General features: G+C 55.9%; 26 protein-coding genes. 20 read left to right on the top strand and 6 right to left on the bottom strand.

The window, feature by feature from the left end:
• The first annotated feature begins 239 nt into the window (after nt 1-239).
• Nucleotides 240-989, top strand: a complete 750-nt coding sequence (locus ACESMW_RS09090) for an endonuclease NucS domain-containing protein (protein WP_372986723.1) — start codon at nt 240-242, stop codon at nt 987-989.
• 52 nt (nt 990-1,041) lie between these two features.
• Here the strand turns inward: ACESMW_RS09090 and ACESMW_RS09085 are convergent, their stop codons facing one another.
• Nucleotides 1,042-1,365, bottom strand: coding sequence for a thioredoxin family protein (locus tag ACESMW_RS09085; protein WP_372986722.1), 324 nt, complete (start codon nt 1,363-1,365; stop codon nt 1,042-1,044).
• Between the two features lie 94 nt (nt 1,366-1,459).
• Here ACESMW_RS09085 and ACESMW_RS09080 point away from each other — a divergent pair, with 94 nt between their 5' ends.
• The 8 genes from ACESMW_RS09080 (at nt 1,460) to ACESMW_RS09045 (ending at nt 6,819) form a co-directional block, all read left to right on the top strand.
• The gene (locus ACESMW_RS09080) at nt 1,460-1,726 is read left to right on the top strand and encodes a DksA/TraR family C4-type zinc finger protein (protein WP_372986721.1); all 267 of its coding nucleotides are present in this window, start codon (nt 1,460-1,462) and stop codon (nt 1,724-1,726) included.
• Between the two features lie 211 nt (nt 1,727-1,937).
• Nucleotides 1,938-2,840 carry a tetratricopeptide repeat protein gene (locus ACESMW_RS09075; protein WP_372986720.1) on the top strand — a complete coding sequence of 301 codons (903 nt, stop codon included), beginning with the start codon at nt 1,938-1,940 and terminating at the stop codon, nt 2,838-2,840.
• Nucleotides 2,841-3,021: 181 nt separating this feature from the next.
• A complete protein-coding gene (locus tag ACESMW_RS09070; RefSeq protein ID WP_372986719.1) occupies nt 3,022-3,354 on the top strand; it encodes a YnfA family protein in 333 nt (110 codons plus the stop codon).
• A 92-nt stretch (nt 3,355-3,446) separates the two neighbouring features.
• Nucleotides 3,447-4,115, top strand: a complete 669-nt coding sequence (locus ACESMW_RS09065) for a dihydrofolate reductase family protein (protein WP_372986718.1) — start codon at nt 3,447-3,449, stop codon at nt 4,113-4,115.
• Between the two features lie 4 nt (nt 4,116-4,119).
• On the top strand, nt 4,120-4,602 hold the full coding sequence (locus ACESMW_RS09060; protein ID WP_372986717.1) for a VOC family protein: 483 nt from the start codon (nt 4,120-4,122) through the stop codon (nt 4,600-4,602).
• A gap of 46 nt (nt 4,603-4,648) precedes the next feature.
• Nucleotides 4,649-5,062: a PaaI family thioesterase gene (locus tag ACESMW_RS09055; RefSeq protein WP_372986716.1), complete on the top strand. Its 414-nt coding sequence runs from the start codon at nt 4,649-4,651 to the stop codon at nt 5,060-5,062.
• Nucleotides 5,063-5,143: 81 nt separating this feature from the next.
• On the top strand, nt 5,144-5,428 hold the full coding sequence (locus ACESMW_RS09050) for a hypothetical protein (RefSeq protein WP_372986715.1): 285 nt from the start codon (nt 5,144-5,146) through the stop codon (nt 5,426-5,428).
• Between the two features lie 122 nt (nt 5,429-5,550).
• The gene (locus ACESMW_RS09045; RefSeq protein WP_372986714.1) at nt 5,551-6,819 is read left to right on the top strand and encodes an MFS transporter; all 1,269 of its coding nucleotides are present in this window, start codon (nt 5,551-5,553) and stop codon (nt 6,817-6,819) included.
• Here ACESMW_RS09045 and ACESMW_RS09040 read toward each other — a convergent pair.
• Nucleotides 6,798-7,835: a fatty acid desaturase family protein gene (locus ACESMW_RS09040; RefSeq protein ID WP_372986713.1), complete on the bottom strand. Its 1,038-nt coding sequence runs from the start codon at nt 7,833-7,835 to the stop codon at nt 6,798-6,800. The two genes, ACESMW_RS09045 and ACESMW_RS09040, sit on opposite strands and share 22 nt — an antisense overlap.
• Before the next feature lie 190 nt (nt 7,836-8,025).
• Between ACESMW_RS09040 and ACESMW_RS09035 the strand changes: the two genes are divergently transcribed.
• The 9 genes from ACESMW_RS09035 to ACESMW_RS08995 all read left to right on the top strand — a co-directional run bounded on the left by ACESMW_RS09035 (nt 8,026) and on the right by ACESMW_RS08995 (nt 15,433).
• Nucleotides 8,026-8,484 (top strand): hypothetical protein, encoded by a 459-nt coding sequence (locus ACESMW_RS09035; protein ID WP_372986712.1) that lies wholly within the window; start codon nt 8,026-8,028, stop codon nt 8,482-8,484.
• Between the two features lie 317 nt (nt 8,485-8,801).
• Nucleotides 8,802-9,290: a CBS domain-containing protein gene (locus ACESMW_RS09030; RefSeq protein ID WP_372986711.1), complete on the top strand. Its 489-nt coding sequence runs from the start codon at nt 8,802-8,804 to the stop codon at nt 9,288-9,290.
• Nucleotides 9,291-9,365: 75 nt separating this feature from the next.
• A complete protein-coding gene (locus ACESMW_RS09025) occupies nt 9,366-10,670 on the top strand; it encodes a cation:proton antiporter (RefSeq protein WP_372986710.1) in 1,305 nt (434 codons plus the stop codon).
• A 118-nt stretch (nt 10,671-10,788) separates the two neighbouring features.
• A complete protein-coding gene (locus ACESMW_RS09020; protein ID WP_372986709.1) occupies nt 10,789-11,040 on the top strand; it encodes a GlsB/YeaQ/YmgE family stress response membrane protein in 252 nt (83 codons plus the stop codon).
• 1 nt (nt 11,041) lies between these two features.
• Nucleotides 11,042-11,734: an aspartate/glutamate racemase family protein gene (locus ACESMW_RS09015; protein WP_372986708.1), complete on the top strand. Its 693-nt coding sequence runs from the start codon at nt 11,042-11,044 to the stop codon at nt 11,732-11,734.
• Between the two features lie 13 nt (nt 11,735-11,747).
• The gene (locus ACESMW_RS09010) at nt 11,748-12,491 is read left to right on the top strand and encodes an SGNH/GDSL hydrolase family protein (protein ID WP_372986707.1); all 744 of its coding nucleotides are present in this window, start codon (nt 11,748-11,750) and stop codon (nt 12,489-12,491) included.
• Nucleotides 12,492-12,672: 181 nt separating this feature from the next.
• Entirely contained in the window at nt 12,673-14,112 is a 1,440-nt protein-coding gene (locus ACESMW_RS09005; protein WP_372986706.1) for a carboxypeptidase-like regulatory domain-containing protein, read from the top strand.
• A gap of 182 nt (nt 14,113-14,294) precedes the next feature.
• Complete coding sequence (locus ACESMW_RS09000) at nt 14,295-14,567, top strand: methyltransferase domain-containing protein (protein ID WP_372986705.1); 273 nt, start codon at nt 14,295-14,297, stop codon at nt 14,565-14,567.
• Complete coding sequence (locus ACESMW_RS08995) at nt 14,564-15,433, top strand: helix-turn-helix domain-containing protein (RefSeq protein ID WP_372986704.1); 870 nt, start codon at nt 14,564-14,566, stop codon at nt 15,431-15,433. Before ACESMW_RS09000 ends, ACESMW_RS08995 begins: the two co-directional genes overlap by 4 nt.
• Here the strand turns inward: ACESMW_RS08995 and ACESMW_RS08990 are convergent.
• The 4 genes from ACESMW_RS08990 to ACESMW_RS08975 form a co-directional block, all read right to left on the bottom strand.
• The gene (locus ACESMW_RS08990) at nt 15,392-15,985 is read right to left on the bottom strand and encodes a LysE family translocator (protein WP_372986703.1); all 594 of its coding nucleotides are present in this window, start codon (nt 15,983-15,985) and stop codon (nt 15,392-15,394) included. The two genes, ACESMW_RS08995 and ACESMW_RS08990, sit on opposite strands and share 42 nt — an antisense overlap.
• Before the next feature lie 81 nt (nt 15,986-16,066).
• Nucleotides 16,067-16,360: a pirin-like C-terminal cupin domain-containing protein gene (locus tag ACESMW_RS08985; RefSeq protein ID WP_372986753.1), complete on the bottom strand. Its 294-nt coding sequence runs from the start codon at nt 16,358-16,360 to the stop codon at nt 16,067-16,069.
• Nucleotides 16,361-16,406: 46 nt separating this feature from the next.
• On the bottom strand, nt 16,407-16,553 hold the full coding sequence (locus ACESMW_RS08980; RefSeq protein ID WP_372986702.1) for a hypothetical protein: 147 nt from the start codon (nt 16,551-16,553) through the stop codon (nt 16,407-16,409).
• Nucleotides 16,554-16,562: 9 nt separating this feature from the next.
• Nucleotides 16,563-16,727, bottom strand: a complete 165-nt coding sequence (locus tag ACESMW_RS08975; protein ID WP_372986701.1) for a pirin family protein — start codon at nt 16,725-16,727, stop codon at nt 16,563-16,565.
• A gap of 441 nt (nt 16,728-17,168) precedes the next feature.
• Between ACESMW_RS08975 and ACESMW_RS08970 the strand changes: the two genes are divergently transcribed.
• Nucleotides 17,169-17,777: a hypothetical protein gene (locus ACESMW_RS08970; RefSeq protein WP_372986700.1), complete on the top strand. Its 609-nt coding sequence runs from the start codon at nt 17,169-17,171 to the stop codon at nt 17,775-17,777.
• Between the two features lie 161 nt (nt 17,778-17,938).
• Complete coding sequence (locus tag ACESMW_RS08965; protein WP_372986699.1) at nt 17,939-18,541, top strand: class I SAM-dependent methyltransferase; 603 nt, start codon at nt 17,939-17,941, stop codon at nt 18,539-18,541.
• The last annotated feature ends 138 nt before the right edge of the window (nt 18,542-18,679 follow it).

The following is an 18,679-nucleotide window of genomic DNA, read 5'->3' as shown; positions in this document are numbered from 1 at the left end:
CAGTAGTGAACAATCAATTCCTGAAAGACCTGTTCCAAGCATGCATGATGCATGGAGTAAATTATCTTGGTATTGCTGTCCGAAATATTTACCGGAATAGCAACGATTTTGATCGGGTCATCCGTTTCATCGATACTCTGTATGCAAGTAGTCGGATTCGTCTTCCACTCAAGGGAATCCTGATCATAGGGTATTAGATGCATAATCAGGACTGCAGCCGGTAAATTCCGAGGGGTCGCATGGCATCACTTTATGACAAACCAGTCCGTACTCTCATGCACGATATGGTGCATGAAATTGGTTTAACACCGGACACGGTCCTTTCTCGTGATCGCGTTCGTTCCTGGTTCCGGGAGAACTACCCAAAGATCAAAGAAGGAACGATTGCCGCGCACCTGCTCCGAATGTCAGTGAATTCTAGAAGCCGGGTTCATTATGGGGCAAAGCCGGGAGAGGACGACCTGTTCTTCCAGGTCGACCCAAAGCATTTTCGTTTGTACCAACCCCAGACTGATCCAACACCAATTTACCCGGGCAATGATGCCGAACCGACTGTAGAGGAAGAGGTTGGGGAGCTAACAGAGGCAGGAAGTCCGGAGTTCGCCTATGAAAAGGACCTTCAAAACTATCTCGCCAAGAATCTCCATCTCCTAGAGCCGGGCCTCACTCTCTTTGAAGATGAAGGCATTAATGGCCTTGAGTTCCCTGCCGGTGGCAGGTTTATTGACATTCTGGCCACTGACTCCAGAGGCAACTTCGTTGTCATAGAGCTAAAAGTTTCCAAGGGGTATGACAGAGTCGTAGGTCAGTTGCTGCGCTATATGGCCTGGATACGAAAAAACCAAACTGAATCTGGCCAGCTGGTTCGAGGCATTATCGTTGCGCGACATATCTCCGAAGACCTGCTGCTCGCGTGCTCGGGAGTCCAGGGCGTTCAGCTGTTTGAATATGAGCTTTCAGTCAGCCTCCGTGAGGCGCGACTGGAATAAAGATTTCAAAAATTGGGGACACTCTTTTTCGTCTGATATCGCCGGCGCAGCCTCATAGAATTTTCTTCAGCGCACCCTCGATGTCGCCGCTGTTTCCCGGGCGCACTAACCGCGCCATTTCCTCACCATCCTTCAGAAAAATCAGCGATGGCCAGAGCTTAACGCCAAATGTCCGCCCCAACCTCCGGCCTTTGCCATCTTCAACCTTCACATGCGGAACGTCTGGGTGTTTGTCCATGGCCGCCTTGATATCTGCCTGCGCACCCTGGCAGAAGCCGCACCAGTTGGTACCGAATTCGATTACCATCGCGCCCGTGCTCTGGTCCAGCTCGTCACGGCTGAGCGTTTCGGGTGTATATTGGCTGGTATAGGACATGGTGTTTCCTCGTTGGGTTATCGGCAACCTTGGAGCGCCTGCACTCGAATGATACCGTTTGGTGGTTTCAGTCATCCAGACTCCGGAGGAGCCCATGGCAGGTGGATGGTCACGTGATGGTGCGGTTCAGGAACAGATCGATGCAAGCGTTGATGACGAAATTCAGCGCGCACGCAGCCAGTTAGCCGCAGGCGAGAGCGCCACGAATTGCGATGAGTGTGACGCCCCGATTCCAGAAGCCCGGCGCAAGGCCATTCCCGGTGTCCGGTTGTGCATTGACTGCCAGTCGGCCTATGAAAAGCAGCAGACTCATTCTGGCAGCATCAATCGCAGAGGTAGTAAGGACAGCCAGCTTCGATAGCCTGTTGGTTTCGCCCGCAATTGAACTCGATTCTGAGAACTGCGTCCGGCTGGGCACTGGCCCTGAGAGTCTGGATGCTTTATACAAGTTGTTGTAGTTCGTTCCGGCCTGCCCAAGGCTGTTCCGGGTCTCCCCGGATTGTGCCGGCGACCTGTTGAATAGGGTAAAATCCTTGGAATACAGCGTACGGCAGCTGCCGGAGGAGATACTAATGAATAATAAAATTCGGAACGGCGTAGTTGCCGTCCTGCTGGCTTCGTTCGCAGGGGCCGCTATGGCCGTTTCCGACGAAGAGATGGAGCGCCAGAGGCAGATACACCAGCAGAGAATCGCGGACGAGAAAGAATCCTACCTACAAAACTCAATCCGGGAAGTTGAGGATTCGGCGCGGAAGGGTGTTGAGCAGATCGAGACCATTATGAGCCTCCACGAGAGCTCGACCGATGGCCTTCAGTTCACGGACGAGGATAGGTTCCGCATATATCGTATCGGTGCCGAAGAGGGGCACGGGGCCTACCAGATTAAGCTGGCTGAGTACTACCTGGAAGGAAAAGGAGTTGAAAAGAGCGTAGAAAAGGCAAAGGAATGGCTCGAAAAAGCAGAACAGACGTGGCTTTCTTCCCGGCTGTCTGTCGAGTCTCTCTTTAAACTTGCCACAGTTTACCTCGACGATCCCCGCTTGGAGCGAGAGGATCGTGGGGCGTACTACGTATTCCAGACGTGCCAGCAGGCACACCCGGAGGCCTGCTATCGCACTGGTCTTATCTTCGAGCAAGGCCGGCTTGCAGAGAAGAATGAAGAGCTTGCGGCCGAAGCGTTCAGGCTCGCCCGGGAGGGCGGCAGCATAAGCGCGGTGCATAAGCATCTGAAGGAGCTGCTCAAAGGCGGGGAGCAAGAGCAGCGGGAAGCCTTCGGGCTATGGATGAAGTACGCACAGATGGGGGTGGATCGCGGCTCCGATCACGAGTTCTTCGTGACTGCCTGGTACCAGGTCGGCGCCATGTACCTGGACGGGATTGGAACCGAGCGAGATCCCGTCAATGCGAAGGAATGGCTCCGCAGAGCCAGTGAGGCTGGCCATCCAGAGGCGAAGCTTGCGCTTGGGGGAATCTGAGAGGCGGCTGGACGTCGGATCCCACCAAGATGAGATCCGTGCCGGAGCCACGGGCAATGGCCGCCCTTGTGGCCGACCAGTTAACAGGCACAGAGTGTTCTAGGCCGTGCGTGGCACCGGTCAGTAGACTGACCGCTTTAACCGGTTGAACGCCGACACCCCGTCAACAGGAGCCCACCCAGTGCCTGAACTGAAAACCCTCGGTCTGTTTGTCGTCACCGCCCTGGCGGAGATCGTTGGCTGTTACCTGCCCTACCTCTGGCTTCGCGAAGGCAAAAGCGTCTGGCTACTGGTGCCCGGCGCCCTCAGCCTCACGCTTTTCGCCTGGTTACTGTCACTGCATCCGACGGCGGCTGGCCGGGTGTATGCGGCTTATGGCGGGGTTTACGTCTTTATGGCGATACTGTGGCTCTGGGCGGTTGACGGTATCCGGCCTACCGGGTGGGATATCCTTGGCTCGGCTGTCGCCCTGCTGGGAATGGCGATCATCATGTTTGCGCCGAGAAGCAGCTAAGCTGGTTCACACCCAAAACAAAACCTGCTGTCGATTTTGCGGTGCCCCACACGACTACTGGTTGCAAGAAAGCAAACCAGGAGGATGGACTCATGCGAAAAGTGATTGTTGGCGCCATGGTGTCGCTGGACGGCGTGATGCAGGCCCCCGGCGGCCCTGAAGAGGATCCCACCGGTGGATTCGGCTACGGCGGCTGGGTTGCCCCGATGGTGGACGAGGTGTTTGGCGAAGAGATTGACCGCATGTTCGGCCAGCCCTTCGACCTGCTGCTCGGGCGCAAGACCTATGAGATTTTTGCCGCCCACTGGCCCTACGCCGAGGACGGGCCGGACGATTCCATCGCCAAAACCTTCAATACGATCAACAAGTACGTTGCCACCCGGAAAGGGCTGGATCTGACCTGGCAGGGTTCGGTGGCGCTCAATGACGCAGCGGCCGATGTCGCGCGGCTAAAGCAGGAGGATGGTCCTGCGCTGGTCACGCAAGGCAGCTCGGATCTGCTCCAGACGCTGTTTGCGAACGACCTCGTCGATCAGATCAATGTCTTCACTTTCCAGGTCGTACTCGGCCACGGCAAGAAGCTGTTTGGCACTGGCACCAAGCCAGCCGCATTCAAACTCGCCTCCAGCCGGGTTTCACCGAGCGGCATAGTGATTGCGCGCTATGTACGCGATGGCAAGGTAGCAACCGGTGATTTTGCCATGGACCCACCTACTCCGGCGGAAATCGCTCGCCGGGAAAAGATGCGCCAGGAGGGCTAACGCGATGGAACACGCAAAGAACACCATTTGCCTCTGGTTCAACGGCGGCGCCGAAGAGGCGGCCCGCTTTTATGCGGAGACCTTTCCGGATTCATCGGTTGGCAGAATCCTCCGCGCTCCGGGAGACTTTCCATCCGGCAAGAAAGGCGATGTGCTGACCGTGCAGTTCACCGTACTGGGCATCCCCTGCCTCGGGCTAAACGGCGGCCCCGCCTTTACCCACGACGAAGCCTTTTCCTTTCAGGTTGCCACCTATGATCAGGAGGAGACGGACCGCTACTGGAAGGCCATTGTCGGTAATGGCGGCGAAGAAAGCGCCTGTGGCTGGTGCCGGGACAAGTGGGGCATCTCATGGCAAATTACACCGGTGGCTCTGACCGAAGCCATCGCCGACCCGGATCCCGCTGCTGCCAAACGAGCGTTCGATGCCATGATGGAGATGGGGAAGATCGATATTGCAGCCATCGAAACGGCACGCAGGGGGTAATAACGGTCACCGGCACAACAGGTCTCAGATGCGAGGAACTCAGGAAATGAGCGAGTTACTGGAGTTTGGAAGAAAGATACTCAAGAACCAGCCCTTCAGCGCCCTGCTCGGCACCGAGCTGGAGGTCTTCGAGCCCGGAACGGCTGTTCTCTCGCTCGCCATCAGGCCGGAGTTGAAGCAACAGCATGGCTTTGTGCATGGAGGCGTTGTCAGTTACCTCGCTGACAACGCATTGACCTATGCGGGGGGCTCAGTCTTGGGCGATTCGGTGACCTCTGAATACAAGATCAATTACCTGCGCCCTGCGATTGGCGACAAGCTGGTCGCCAGGGCCATGGTTCTTTCGTCAGGAAGAAACCAGGCAGTCTGCCAGTGCACCGTTATCGCGAGTGGAGAGGCCGGTGAGCGCACCGTTGCGGTGGCCCAGGGCACGATCAGCAAGGTTGAACCCGGAAAATGACGACCTCCGAGCATCGCTAACCGGCAACTGATGCTGCATCAACAGCCAACTCGTACTATTTTCTAGTGAGTGACCAGCAGAATGATTGCTGCCTGGTCTCCCATACACGCATGGAGCTCACTTCATATGACTAACTTACCCGATGTCGGAGAAAGGATCAGTGCCGGCGAATCCGCCAGCATTGAAAATACCCATACCGCCAAACTCTCGATCAGCCTGTTCTGTGGTGACGCTTGCCGCGTCGATATTGACCTGGGGCCTGGTCAGGTTCTGGAATTTACCGCCGGCAACTCAGACGCGAAGGTTGTCCTTCACCATGGTGATCCTGCTAACCTTCTGATCATCAAACCGGAATCCGCATCCTGAACTATGAGCTCAGCAAGCGCATTCCGGGTGCCCGGATAACGGAGCTGAAGCCAGTCCAGGTTGTACAGACAGGAACCCAAACGGACCGAAAGCCTGAACTTTTTTTACAAGGCGGAGGCGGCATGAAGTTTCCTTCGAGTACCGCATTTGCAATTTTCGGGGCGGCCCTGATCGCAATCAGTTATGGGCTCGCACGCTTCGCCTTCGGTTTGTTTGTGCCGCCGATCCGTTCCGAATTGGAACTGTCCCCGGAGGTCATTGGCATCATCGGTGCCCTGCCCCTCATCAGTTTTCTATTGGCGACAATGGTCGCGCCATCGGCAGCCGACCGTCTCGGCGCCCGCAACACGGCAGTGATTTCCGGTGGTTTCGGTGCGGCGGGTCTGGCATTGATCAGCCAGTCCTCCGGCGCCGTGTCCCTCGGCGTGGGTGTGTTCGCCTGCGGCATCTGTACCGGCCTGATGATGCCGGCGCTCACCGCCGCCATGCAGGCATTGGTGAAACGTTCACTGCATGGCCGTGTGAGCGCGGTCATGAATGCGGGCACCAGCATTGGCGTCGCTGTCGCCGTGCCAACGGTTCTATTCCTGGTCGGCGCCTGGCGCTATGCGTATATTTCATTTGCCATCCTCGCCGCTATCGGGGTGGTTGCCACCTGGTTCTTCATTCCCTCGGTGTCTCGGGTTACGCCTTCAAATGCCGCCCCGCCGCCTCCGATCAGTGCCCTCCAGTGGGCGCGTCTGATCAGGCTCTCGTTGTTTGCTTTCGTGATGGGTTTTGTTTCTGCCGCCTACTGGATCTTCGCGCCGGATCTGGTGGTCAACCTCGGCGCCCTGTCTTCCGACGCAACCGGCTGGCTGTGGCTGGCCGTGGGCATAGCGGGTCTCGGGGGTGCCGTGGTTGCCGACCTGGCGGATCGCAACAACCCGCCCATCACCCAGGCCCTGATGCTGATGATGCTGGCTGCAAGCCTGGCATTGTTGGCCGCCAGCCCCGATCAGCTGCCCATCGCGATATTCTCCGCGCTGGTCTTCGGACTCGCTTATATGAGCCTGACGGGACTGTATTTGATGACCGGCATCCGCCTGTTGCCGGGCCGGCTGTCCATGGGGCCGGTACTGCCCTTCATGGCGGTCTCGCTCGGACAAGCAACGGGCTCACCCGTGGTGGGTATGCTGGTGAATGAATTCGGTTATGACGATGCCTTTGCCATGTTCGCCGCTATCGGCATCCTGGTGGCAATACTGTCACCATTTTACCCGCGTTCTATTGATGACGGGGCCGAGGAGGAGGATGAGGAAACCGGTCTCCAGGCAGCGTACGATAGCCAGCTCCAGATCGAGGAAGCCGAACCGGAAAAGCCTTTGGCTCAACCCCCGGCTTCCCGATAGGACACCATTTGCTGTTTATCTTCATCCCAAAGGGCGTACCGGAAGCAATCTGCAATGTCGCCAGGTGCAAGGGACGTCGTTAATGGTGTTTGCAGTTCGGGAATGGCCGCCATCACTTCCGGAAGGCGGTAGAAAGGGATTCGGACATTGAGATGGTGAATATGGTGGAAACCGATATTCCCGGTAAACCACTGCATAACCCGATTCATCCGCATGAAACTTGAGGACTCCATGGCCCCGCGGTAATAGGTCCAGTCTTCGGCTGAAGCAATCTTCATGCGGCGGAAGCTGTGCTGAGCAAAAAACAGATAGCACCCCATCGCGGAGGCAAGGGTCATGGGTAGCAGGATGACGAATAAGACCAGGCTGAACCCGCCCAGCATCAAAAGCACTGCAATCAACCCCAAATGACTGAGCAGCGCTATCAGGGAGTCGATGTGTTTGCCCGGATCCTTCAGCAGTGGTATGAGCGTGATGTTCAACCCGAAAACAATGGGATAGCTCAACAGTACCACGATGGGATTGCGCTGAGCCCGATAGGCAAAGCGCTGCCACCGCGTTGAGTCCCGCCACATACGGGCGGTTATAAGCGGGAAAGCACCCACACTGGCAGCCGAAATCTGGCCTACGTGGCCGTGGTGATAATTGTGGCTGGCAAGCCAGGAGCGTGTTGGCGTCAGGGCCAGCGCGCCATAGGTATGGAAGAGCCAGTAGGCAATCCGGGAATCTCTGAGAATCGCACCGTGGAGGTAATCGTGAAAGGTGATGAAGGCGCGTACCATCAGCAGAGCGCCCAGTACCGAAAACACCACTCTGAGGGGCCACCACGGGATTACCCCGGCGGCCGTCAGTGCGGCAATCATCATTCCGAAGGTAGAGCCGACGTACCACCAGCTTGTTGCAGCTGACTCTTCAACGTATGGCTTCGTGGCCGAGAGCAACTCCCGGCCAACCCGGATGCCTTCGCTGTGTACCGGTGAGCTGTTGTCCGATTCCTGGAGATTACCCTGATCCATGGTCGATCCCTCCCTGCAAATAAAAGTAGATCTTTTGGCAGGTAATTTCCAACGATTGAAAGTCTGTCAGTTCGAGGCCGGGCCAGAGCCTGATATTCGCAGCCCATCAGCAATTTCCATCATTTATCGAGAAGTCCGGTCATTTAACAGTACTATATGAAAAGAAATTCATTGGCGAATCGGAGCAAAGATGACTAAGACAAAAAATATTTCTGATTGGATAGGGCGCGCTGTTTATGGTCTCATCAGCCTAAGCTTGGGAGTGATAAGCCTCACAATGATGGGCGTTGCCTTGTGGGATATATGGCTCTCGGTACATGAAAATACCTCACTTGTTACATCCCTTCTTAATGCGATCGGGTTGATCGTGATAGGAATGGCTGTCTTCGATGTCTCTAAATTCCTGTTGGAGGAAGAAGTTTTCAGCAGTAGCAGTACAAAGTCGGCTGCGAAGCAGCGGGGGACCTTATTGAAGTTTCTCGTCATCATTGCCATTGCCGTAAGCCTGGAAGCCCTGGTGTTTATTTTTGACGCCGGGACAAAAGATATTGCTATGTTGATCTACCCCACTTTCTTGTTAATTTCAGCGATTTTGGTGGTAATCGGTCTTGGTGTATATCAGAAGTTGACTCAGGATGAAGACAAGTAGCGGCTATACTGACTGGTATATAACGTTGAGAAGTTAACGGATTCAACCAGGCTACGCAGATCCTGGCTTTGAGGGAGATCATGAGAGAGTCAACTAATCGGCATTCCGCGCTGGCCTCCACCTTGAGGCATCCGATGACATGCATCATGGACAATCTGCCAAAATGAGCCCACATTGGACATTGCGCCGGATCATTGATGGAAACGGCGCTGCCTTCAGGATGGATAGCCCAATGAGGTTTGCAGAGTCCGATGTCGCAAGGGCGTATTGCTGATGGCATTCATTCGAACGCTTCCCTAAGGACGGAGGAAATCCAAATGAAAGTCAACGAAGTCATGGTTACCGAAGTGGCGAGCTGCTCCCCGCAAACCTCCTTGCAGGACATCGCAATGCTGATGTGGGACAACGACTGTGGCGCCATTCCACTGGTCGATGACGATGAGCATCCCGTGGGCATCATTACCGACCGGGACATCTCCATGGGCGCTGCGCTACAACACAAACCCTTGTGGGAGCTTCGCGGCGAGGAGATTTCCAACCATCGGGAACTCTATTGCTGCGGGCCGGAGGACAGCATTCAGAAAGCGCTCCAGCTGATGGAAGCACGGGAGGTGCGGCGTCTTCCCGTTGTGAATCAGTACAACCAGCTTTGCGGCATGGTCAGCCTGGGGGACATCGTCTCCTTCACGAGCACCGAAAGCGTAAAGAAAGCCGGAGATGAAAAGATTTCCTCGGCGGATACGATGGAGTTTTTACGGCACATAAGTGCGCATCACCCCGGCCACAAGGCTACCGCCACCCTGTAAAGGCCATTTTCGGATCGCAGTCGACCGTTCACTGAAGCGGCGACTGCCCCGTTCGAAAACAAGCGGAAAACCACCGTGACCATCGCAACCTGGTTTGTATTGATTGGAAGCCTGTTGATCTTGATAGGTCTGCGGTCATCCCTTCTTCGGCGTTTCCATCTGACGCCGCCTCTGGTCTACCTGGCAGTCGGCGTTGCACTCGGACCGTCAGTACTTGGCGCCTTTCATTTCAACCCGCTGGAACAGGCACACCTGCTGGAAGTGCTGGCGGAAGTCGCGGTTCTGGTGTCGCTGTTCATTGCCGGTATGAAAATGCCGGTCCCGTTCCAGTGGCGGGCATGGCGCGCACCGATTCGACTTGCATTTCTCTCCATGACTATCAGTGTCGCGCTGACTGCGGCTTTTGGTTACTACGTGCTTGCCTTGCCCCTGGGCGCAGCCATTCTCCTGGGCGGCATTCTGGCGCCCACCGACCCAGTGCTGGCAACGGAAGTCCAGGTTCGCCACGTGGGCGATCAGGACCCTTTGCGATTCACCCTGACCAGTGAAGCCGGCATGAATGATGGCAGCGCCTTCCCGTTTGTCATGCTGGGGCTGGCCATGGTCGGCTCTCCGGCAAGTTCTGAACTGCTCAGTACCTGGGTGCTGAAGGACGTTTTGTGGTCAACGCTGTCGGCCCTGGTTGTTGGACTGGCCCTGGGATGGTTGTTAGCACATGTTGTACAGAAGCAGCGCGTCCTGGAGAGCGAAGGCCCTTTACTGGACGACTTTCTTGGTCTGGGATTGATCGGTGTGGTTTATGGCACCTGCCTGGTCGTTGAGGCTTGGGGGTTTATGGCGGTTTTTGTCTCGGCAATTTCTCTTCGGCAAACGGAACTCAAGCTCGCAGCTAGGCACGCCTCCGGCCATGACGGTGACGTGTTATCGGCATCTACGGATCACACCTGGAAGCAGAGGCCAAAGCCAAAGCCACAGCCACAACTCAGCCCCCAGGTGTCGGAGGGCTCTCTGCTTTTCAAGGAACCTCTGGAGCGAATGGCAGAACTGGTACTCGTCTTGTTATTAGGTGGGATGCTCTTTCTTGACTCCTGGAGCTTCAGATCCGTAGGCCTGGCGGTGTTTCTGTTTGTAGTGATTCGGCCTGTCAGCGTTTTTCTGGGCCTGCTTGGTTCTGGAATTCCCTTCAGGCTGCAGTTGCTGGTCGGTTGGTTTGGCGTACGCGGGATCGGCTCAATCTATTACCTGATGTTCGCGATCGTATTTGGCCTGTCGGAAGACCTCGCCGTAGAGTTCATCCACATTACGCTGGTTGTTATCGTGCTCTCGATCATCATCCACGGGCTGACTGTGAGGCCGATGATCGTGAAATGGTGGCCGTAGAATTCACGCCAGAAAGCGCGCAAATATTCAGATCCAACAATGACTTTCGCCACTACCGGTGCTATGAGTTCTGTTGTTGGAATATACCTTTTCGCCAAGGATTTACATTGGAGGCAACATGGATATCATTAGCTTAATTATATTTTTGGCCATCGGCGCACTTGTCGGCTGGCTTGCCGGCAACATTGTGAAGGGAAGAGGTTTTGGCATCCTGGGCAATATTGTTGTTGGAATTGTCGGCTCAGTATTGGGTGGTTTTTTATTCGGTTTGTTCGGCATAACAACAGGCGGGTTGTTGGGCTCAATAATCATGGCCACTATTGGCGCTGTCGTTCTGTTATATCTGATCAGTCTGGTTAAGAAGGGCTAGCATGAAAACCATCGGTCTGCTGGGCGGGATGAGCTGGGAATCGAGCCAGACTTACTATCGGCTGCTCAACGAGGGCGTGAAAGCACGCTTGGGCGGGCTGCATTCTGCAAAGCTGATTCTCTACAGCGTGGATTTTGCCGAGATCGAGGCGCTCCAGCACCAGGGCAACTGGGCAGAGACTGCCAACATTCTGTCCCGGGCCGCTCGCGCTCTTGAAGAGGCCGGAGCGGATTTTCTGGTGATTGGCACCAACACCATGCACAAGGTAGCACCGGAGATTGAACAGGCCATTGGGATTCCCCTGCTTCATATTGCCGATGCAACGGCCGGAGTCCTGAAACGGGATGGTGTTTCCAGTGTGGGGCTGCTGGGTACGCGGTTTACCATGGAGCAGGACTTTTACCGGGCGCGTCTGGAACAATCCGGGATACGGGTCATTGTTCCGAACGAGTCTGAGCGGGAATTGATTCACCGGGTCATCTATGGGGAGCTGTGCCAGGGTGCAATCAACCCGGCGTCAAAGCAGGCTTACCTGGAGATCGTCGCTTCCCTGGCAGAACGGGGCGCGGAGGCGGTCATCCTCGGCTGCACCGAGATCGGGCTGCTGATCCAGCAAGCAGACACGCCGGTTGCCCTCTATGACACCACGGAAATCCACGCTGCTCAGGCCGTTGAGAAGACGCTTGATACTTGATTGAGGTTTACCCATGCACCTTCCCTTCTGGCTGACCACCGCGCTGCTGTTCCCGGTATTACTGTACCAGGGCAAGCGTGCCCGCCGGGAAACGCCACGACTCCCGGAAGCCCAGGGCTCTCCCGGAGGCCTATATGGTGAGGGTGCGCCAGTGTTCCGGGTGCTGGTCATCGGTGAATCCACGGCGGCTGGCGTGGGTGTGTCCACCCACGAACAGGGCCTCGCCAGCCAGCTGGCGTTACAGCTGCACGAACGCTCCCGGCAAGCCATCTCGTGGCATACCTTTGGGGTGACTGGCATCCGCTTGGGCGAACTCAATAACAAGCTGGCAAATGCCGACCTGCCAGAGGCGGATGTGGTATTACTCAGCATGGGCGTTAACGACACCACCGGATTCACCCCGAAGTTCCGGTTCCGCCAGCAGCTGCTGGCCCTCCGTGATCTGCTCGCCCAACGCTACCCGGCGCCCGTCTACCTGCTGAGCGTACCGCCGATGCACCTGTTCACGGCGCTGCCTTCGCCGCTCCGGCATATCATGGGTTGGCGGGCGCGGCAGCTGGACCAGCTATACCAGGAACTGGCGCATCAGGCTCCGGAGGAATTCCGCTATCTGACCTACCCGACCATCACCGACACCTCGATGCTGGCCAGCGACGGCTATCATCCGAGTGACAAAGGCTACCAGGCTATTGCCGGAGCGCTGGCAACAGGAGGCTGGCTCTCCGACGAGGACCGCACTGAGGACGAAGTCGCCTGAAACGTGCGTCGGCCTCGGTCAAAGGCTCAAAATACGTCGATATCTTTTACAGTTCTTCACTAGTGGTTAACGAGCCTGAACTGACGGGATCTGTTTTCAGTAAACATCTTCTTCAGTGGCGTTCATCTTGCTTTCAAACACCTTCTGGCAGGCGTGTCGGGTACTGACAGAGGGTTTGGTTATGACCTGGATAGCAAAGGGAGCTGGAATCCTGGCTCTGGCAGTAACCATAGGAGGATGTGGAGGCTCGTCATCCAATGATTCAAGCAGCAGCGAGGCTACCTCCGATGAGCTGGTGACTTTGTCCGGGCGCGCGGCGGTTGGTGCACCGATCGCGAACGCGACAGTTGAGGTCCGATGCGAGGGAGGAACGGGTTTTACAGAGAATGTTGAAACGGATGCTGCCGGCGGCTTCAGAGGGCAAGTAGCATCGACCGCCTTACCATGTGCCTTGAGAGTACATGGTGGCACTGAGTACGAAATGCTACACAGCTACGCGGGCTCATCGGGCACTGTAAACATCACTCCATTCACAGATTTGATCATCGCACTGGCATCTGCGCGAGACCCCGAAACCTGGTTTCAGCAGGAAGATTATGCCATCGTCGCTGATAACCTGAATCAAGCAAAAAGCGAGTTTCTTCAGGCACTGGCGCAAGCAAGCTACGACATTCCGGCTGATGATTTCGATCCTTTCCATTCCAGTTTTGTTATCGGTGACGCAGTCGACCGATTACTTGATGCCTTTTCGCAGGCGGCAAGAGATGTAGTGAATATTGCATTCTATCAGGAACTTGTCGACGTTATTTCCAGCGGTAACCTTGAATCTATCCCGCCCGCACCACAGTCATCAGGCGATGGCGGCTCAGGCGACGGTAACGGCGGTGGTGATGGTGGAGGCAACGGCGGCGACGGTGGTACTGGAGGCGGAGACGGCGACACTGACGGTGGAGACGGTGGCTCTACCGATCAGGCGTGTTATACCCCCCAAACCAGACCTGCAGGCACAATCATAGAGTTTGAACAGCAACTTTATGACACTGCCACCGGTGAGGCCATGGTGGTTTTGCGTTTCAGACAGGAACTTCTTGGGTCAATGGATTTTAGAGGCGAAAACACCCAAGCCATCTTTATCGAAGATTTGACACCAGGAGTCATTGATCCGGGGTACACCACATATGTCTCTGTTGATTCCTCTGCCATGCTCGAACGAACACATGGATCAACGAGCACAGATTCTATAACAGGGGCTGAATATACAAACTGGTTTGAACCGACCTTCAACTATCCCTATGGGCTTGCTGTCGGCGAAACCTATGACCAGGTTGTGGCAAATTACCTTTCCACCGATGGTGGCCCGGGAGTTCTCATGTTCCAGCTGAATTCCACCATTCAGTTTGTAGGCAAGGAAACCATATCGGTCCCTGCGGGAACTTTCGAAGCCTGTAAGTTTCTGGAAACTATGAGCGAGTCATCTCAGGCCAGTACCTCAACGACAGCATCATATTTTACCGTAGGAGACGGCATCCCACTCCGTTCAGCCGTCGTAACAGAAAGTGGAGAAATACCCGAGACTGAGCTGATAACACTAACAATCAATGGCGTCCAGGAATTACCCTAAATATCAGACAAACTAGGGGTTTCTGAGAAAACCAGCCCTATCGGATCAAACGGTAGGGCTGTTTTTTTTCTATCGTCCAGTTTATCTAATCTCATCTTCTGGAATCAACTTATTCCAACTTGAACTCAAAAACAGACACCGCATAATCGAGGGAGTTTCCTAAACTAAAGTCGGCCAGATTCATGAGCAAAGACTACTTCGCCCACAAGGCAGACACCTACGAGCAGAATCGCGATCGCGTCGATAACGTTACCAACATCGCCAACACTATTCTGGAAAAGGCGCATATCGACCCCTCCATGCACCTGATGGATTTCGGCTCCGGCACCGGACTCCTGCTGGAGCGGATCGCACCTCACGTGCAGAAAATCACGGCGGTGGATATTTCCCCCTCCATGAACCGCCAGCTCTCCGAAAAGCGGGCTTCACTGAACTACGAGCGCCAATTCAGATGAAAACCGCCACCAGTAATAGTAAGCCCATCTTCTGGCGAGACGCCCACCTACCCCATGTCGAGCTACGCAAGGTAGGCGACGGTCGCGAGGTTTGCTATGCCCCACATAGCCACACCCAGTGGTCGATTGGTGCCATTACCGGGGGCGAGAGCACCTTTCAGTACCGGGACAATCAGTACCGGGTCCAAGCCGGTGATCTTGTCCTGATGAACCCCGAATGGGTCCACGCCTGCAATCCCATCGACAATAAACTCTGGGCGTATCTCATGTTGTACGTGGATACGACGTGGCTTACAGACCTGCGGTTCCGGGCGGGACTGCTCCCGGAACTCCGATGGCAGGACATCTCCACCGCAACGATCTCGGATCCAATCTGGTTCGAACGCTACTGCAGCCTGGCTCAGTGCCTTCTGGAACCGGGGCATGAGTTGCTTGAGAAGCAATCAAAGGTTGTGGAATTTCTCTCAGACCTGATGCATGAACTGTCGAAGCAACCCGTCGCAACGGCACCAAAGACCCCAGGAATTCTCACTGACCTGGCCCACTATCTGGATGACCACGCAGCGGATGATGTCTCCCTGGACACTCTGTGCGAATTGTCCGGGTTCAGCCCGGGCCATCTGATCCGGGCGTTCAAACAACATTTCGGACTAACGCCCCACGCCTATCTTTTGAATCGTCGCGTGCAACTGGGCCGCCATGAACTTAAAAACGGTACCCCCATTGCCGAGGCCGCCCTCAACTCGGGCTTTTCCGATCAGCCCCACTTCCAGCGTGCCTTCAAACGGCTGATGGCGGCAACACCGAACCAGTATCGGCGCGGCTCAACCGAGCACAAGGTACAGGCAACTCGCCGCCAGCAGTAAAGCCAGCACTCGGTTCACCGTGGCCAATACCACTGGTCGCTGGACCTGCTGCCGGAGAAAGGCACCCGCGTAAACCCAGCAAGCCAAGGATAGCCAGCAGATGGGAAGATAAACCGAGGCGAACAACAGGACCTGCGGCCAGTCATTCGCGCTGGTATAGGCGCCGATGCCGGAAGCCGAGGCCAACCAGGCCTTTGGATTGAGCCACTGCATCAACGCCCCCGCCCCGAAACCGGGCGCTTTTTCAGCCCCCTTCTCGGGCAAGTGACCGCTGTCGAGGGCCAGTTTTATACTCAGATAGAGCAGAAACGCCACGCCCGCCCATCTCAGCACGTCCTCAAAGGCCGGCACCAGGGTCAGTAGCGAGTAGAGTCCCAACCCCACTGAGATGAACAGCGCAATGAAACCGACGGTGGCACCGGTTACGAAGATCAATCCGCGGGAGACGGGATACCGGGTTCCGCTGCTCAGACAAACAAGGTTGACGGGCCCCGGCGATATGGATGCGGCCAGGGCAAAGGCGGACATGGGCAGAATCAGTGAAAGGCTCATTTCAAAGGGTCTCCGTTCAGGTTACAGACGAAGTCTGCCCTGAACGGCGTTCCTGGTATTGAACAAAATTGAGGCCATGCACTAGTAAGGAATGAACTCCTCCTCATCGCCCACAACTTTCTCAAACCGACCTGTCCGCCAGTCGTCCTTCGCGTGCTCGATACGCTCCTTCAGGGACGACACAAAATTCCACTCGATAAAGCGCCGACCGACTGGCTTACCGCCGATCAGGGCAATGCGGGTGTATTCGATAGCGGTGATACAAACGCTAAGCTCTGCGGCGAATACTGTCATGCTATGGGGCGGTAGTTCCGAGCCGTGGGCTTTGAGGGCGCCACTCGCGACATAGACTGCCCGCTCGGGCGCATCGGGCAGCTGGAGGGTCTGACCCGCTTTCAGGTTGGCTTCCAGGTAGAGGGTTTCACTGAAGCTGCGTACGGGGGGAGGTCACGCCATAGGCGCTGCCAATCATTACCCGGACGGGAACATCATTGATATCAATCGCCGGAATGTCATCACCGGGATAATGGTGGAACGCCGGTTCGGTCTCCTCCTGTTTCTCCGGCAACAGCGCCAGTCAGAGCTGGAGACGATGCAGACGGTGATCTTTGGCGGTGACTTCCGGGCGCTCCCGCTCGGAATGGGCGATGCCGCGGCCGGCAACCATCAAATTGATATCACCGGGCCGGATACTGCCCCAGGCTGCACCGATTCTCGCGAGAGCTTCAGAATCCGTCGACACATTTTACACTCAGTCTTCCAGGCACAATCGCCCATCGCTGCCGATGGCTGTTTTCAGTGAACATCTCGTTCCGTGGCGTTCATCTTGCTTCCAAACACCTTTTGGCAGGTGTGTCGGGAGCTGACAGAGGGTTTGGTCATGATCTGGGTAGCGAAGGGAGCTTGCATCCCGGCTCTGGCAATAATAATAAGCGGGTGCGACGGAATATCATCTAATGATCCGAGTGGGCGCGAAGTTACTGCGGACCAACTGGTAGTGGTTTTGTCCGGGCGGGCGGCTGTGGGCGCCCCGATTGCAAATGCTCCGGTCGATGCCCGATGCGAAAACGGGGGACGTTTCATTGAAGAGGTCCAGACGGATTCCTCAGGCGGTTTTACAGGGCAAGTAGATGCGACCGCTCTACCTTGTGCCCTGAGGGTGAGTGCTGGAGCAGAGTATGAAGTGTTGCACAGTTATACCAGCTCAGCGGGGACCGTCAACGTAACCCCATTCACAGATCTGATCATTACCCTTGCAACGTCGAGCACACCGGAAATCTGGTTCCAGCAGGACGACTACGCCTCAGTGACCAACAACCTGGATCAAGCCAAAAACGAGTTCGTTCAGGCCCTTACACGGGCAGGCTACAGTGTCCCGGCTGATTTCGATCCTTTCCACTCGAGTTTCCAGATAAACGACACGATCGACAAGCTGCTCGATGTCTTTCTTGAGGCCGTCAGAAATTTACCGAATGTTGCGAGTTACGGGGAGTATGTTGACCTGATCTCCAGTGGCAACCTCACCGCTATCCCGTCGGCTCCCCTACCTCCAGGCACCGATGACGGCGGCAGCGGTGACGGCAGTGGCGACGATGGCGGTAGCGATGGCGGTGGCGGCATCGACGATGGCGGTGGCGATGGCGGCAGCGGCGATGACGGCAGCGGTGACGATGGCGGCAGCGGCGATGACGGCAGCGGTGACGATGGCAGTGACGACGGAAGCAGCGATGGCAGTGGTAAAGGTAATGGTCGTGGTAATGGCAGTAACAAGGGCAGTGACGATGACGATTAAGACGGAAACGGCGACGATGGCGACAATGTAGAGTGGGCCGGCTTTCTCCAATCCATAGAAATGCTATTACGACTTTTTTAGCATAACGATATTTCATCTTGAACTCGGTCACGAACGCCGCATAATCAGGTGAGTTTCCTTAACCAAAGACGGCCAGATTCATGAGCAAAGATTACTTCGCCCACAAGGCAGATACCTATGAGCAGAATCGCGATCGCGTCGATAACGTTACCAATATCGCCAACACCATTCTGGAAAAGGCGCGTATCGAACCCTCCATGCACCTGATGGATTTCGGCTCCGGCACCGGGCTTCTGCTGGAGCGGATTGCTCCTCACGTGAAGAAAATCACGGCGGTGGATATTTCCCCTTCCATGAACCGCCAGCTCTCCGAGAAACGAGCCTCGCTGAACTGCGACCTGGAAATCAAGGAGATTGATCTGGAAAAGCAGTCCATCGACGAGCGTTTCGACGGCATCATCTCGTCCATGACCATGCATCACGTGCGGGATATCGATGCCATGTTCCGGCGCTTCCGGGAGCTTTTGAAGCCGGGCGGCTTTATCGCCATTTCGGATCTGGACAAGGAAGATGGCACCTTTCATGGTGAAGACACCGGCGTGTTCCATCTCGGATTCGAGCGGGACGAAATCGCCCGTGCTGCTGAAAAGGCAGGCTTCTCTGGAATTGAGGTGGTTTCCGCCAGCGCCATCGAAAAAGAAGATCGGAGCTATCCGGTGTTCTTGTTGACTGCCAGCCTATGATGCCCGTACTCAGCGGCCCGCCCTGGTCCTCTGCCCACGGGCAGCACGGCCAGGGCGGGGTTGCTGGCTAGTGTCCCGTCTGGCTAATTCGTTAACCTACTGAGCCACTGAGAGCCTTGAGAGCTAGGCGCGGTGTCG

It is taken from the genome of Marinobacter sp. (genome assembly GCF_041690455.1).
Classification (GTDB): Bacteria; Pseudomonadota; Gammaproteobacteria; order Pseudomonadales; family Oleiphilaceae; genus Marinobacter.
This window is presented reverse-complemented; position numbering and strand designations above follow the sequence as displayed.

What these genes read in the sequence shown, in the direction of transcription:
- ACESMW_RS09040 (WP_372986713.1), bottom strand. Translation starts at nt 7,835, where the DNA reads ATGGATCAGGGTAATCTCCAGGAATCGGACAACAGCTCACCGGTACAC.
- ACESMW_RS08990 (WP_372986703.1), bottom strand. Translation starts at nt 15,985, where the DNA reads ATGAGCCTTTCACTGATTCTGCCCATGTCCGCCTTTGCCCTGGCCGCA.
- ACESMW_RS09015 (WP_372986708.1), top strand. Translation starts at nt 11,042, where the DNA reads ATGAAAACCATCGGTCTGCTGGGCGGGATGAGCTGGGAATCGAGCCAG.
- ACESMW_RS09080 (WP_372986721.1), top strand. Translation starts at nt 1,460, where the DNA reads ATGGCAGGTGGATGGTCACGTGATGGTGCGGTTCAGGAACAGATCGAT.
- ACESMW_RS09030 (WP_372986711.1), top strand. Translation starts at nt 8,802, where the DNA reads ATGAAAGTCAACGAAGTCATGGTTACCGAAGTGGCGAGCTGCTCCCCG.
- ACESMW_RS09045 (WP_372986714.1), top strand. Translation starts at nt 5,551, where the DNA reads ATGAAGTTTCCTTCGAGTACCGCATTTGCAATTTTCGGGGCGGCCCTG.
- ACESMW_RS09020 (WP_372986709.1), top strand. Translation starts at nt 10,789, where the DNA reads ATGGATATCATTAGCTTAATTATATTTTTGGCCATCGGCGCACTTGTC.
- ACESMW_RS09050 (WP_372986715.1), top strand. Translation starts at nt 5,144, where the DNA reads ATGATTGCTGCCTGGTCTCCCATACACGCATGGAGCTCACTTCATATG.
- ACESMW_RS09075 (WP_372986720.1), top strand. Translation starts at nt 1,938, where the DNA reads ATGAATAATAAAATTCGGAACGGCGTAGTTGCCGTCCTGCTGGCTTCG.
- ACESMW_RS09000 (WP_372986705.1), top strand. Translation starts at nt 14,295, where the DNA reads ATGAGCAAAGACTACTTCGCCCACAAGGCAGACACCTACGAGCAGAAT.
- ACESMW_RS08965 (WP_372986699.1), top strand. Translation starts at nt 17,939, where the DNA reads ATGAGCAAAGATTACTTCGCCCACAAGGCAGATACCTATGAGCAGAAT.
- ACESMW_RS09065 (WP_372986718.1), top strand. Translation starts at nt 3,447, where the DNA reads ATGCGAAAAGTGATTGTTGGCGCCATGGTGTCGCTGGACGGCGTGATG.
- ACESMW_RS09035 (WP_372986712.1), top strand. Translation starts at nt 8,026, where the DNA reads ATGACTAAGACAAAAAATATTTCTGATTGGATAGGGCGCGCTGTTTAT.
- ACESMW_RS09060 (WP_372986717.1), top strand. Translation starts at nt 4,120, where the DNA reads ATGGAACACGCAAAGAACACCATTTGCCTCTGGTTCAACGGCGGCGCC.
- ACESMW_RS09055 (WP_372986716.1), top strand. Translation starts at nt 4,649, where the DNA reads ATGAGCGAGTTACTGGAGTTTGGAAGAAAGATACTCAAGAACCAGCCC.
- ACESMW_RS09085 (WP_372986722.1), bottom strand. Translation starts at nt 1,365, where the DNA reads ATGTCCTATACCAGCCAATATACACCCGAAACGCTCAGCCGTGACGAG.
- ACESMW_RS08995 (WP_372986704.1), top strand. Translation starts at nt 14,564, where the DNA reads ATGAAAACCGCCACCAGTAATAGTAAGCCCATCTTCTGGCGAGACGCC.
- ACESMW_RS09010 (WP_372986707.1), top strand. Translation starts at nt 11,748, where the DNA reads ATGCACCTTCCCTTCTGGCTGACCACCGCGCTGCTGTTCCCGGTATTA.
- ACESMW_RS09005 (WP_372986706.1), top strand. Translation starts at nt 12,673, where the DNA reads ATGACCTGGATAGCAAAGGGAGCTGGAATCCTGGCTCTGGCAGTAACC.
- ACESMW_RS09090 (WP_372986723.1), top strand. Translation starts at nt 240, where the DNA reads ATGGCATCACTTTATGACAAACCAGTCCGTACTCTCATGCACGATATG.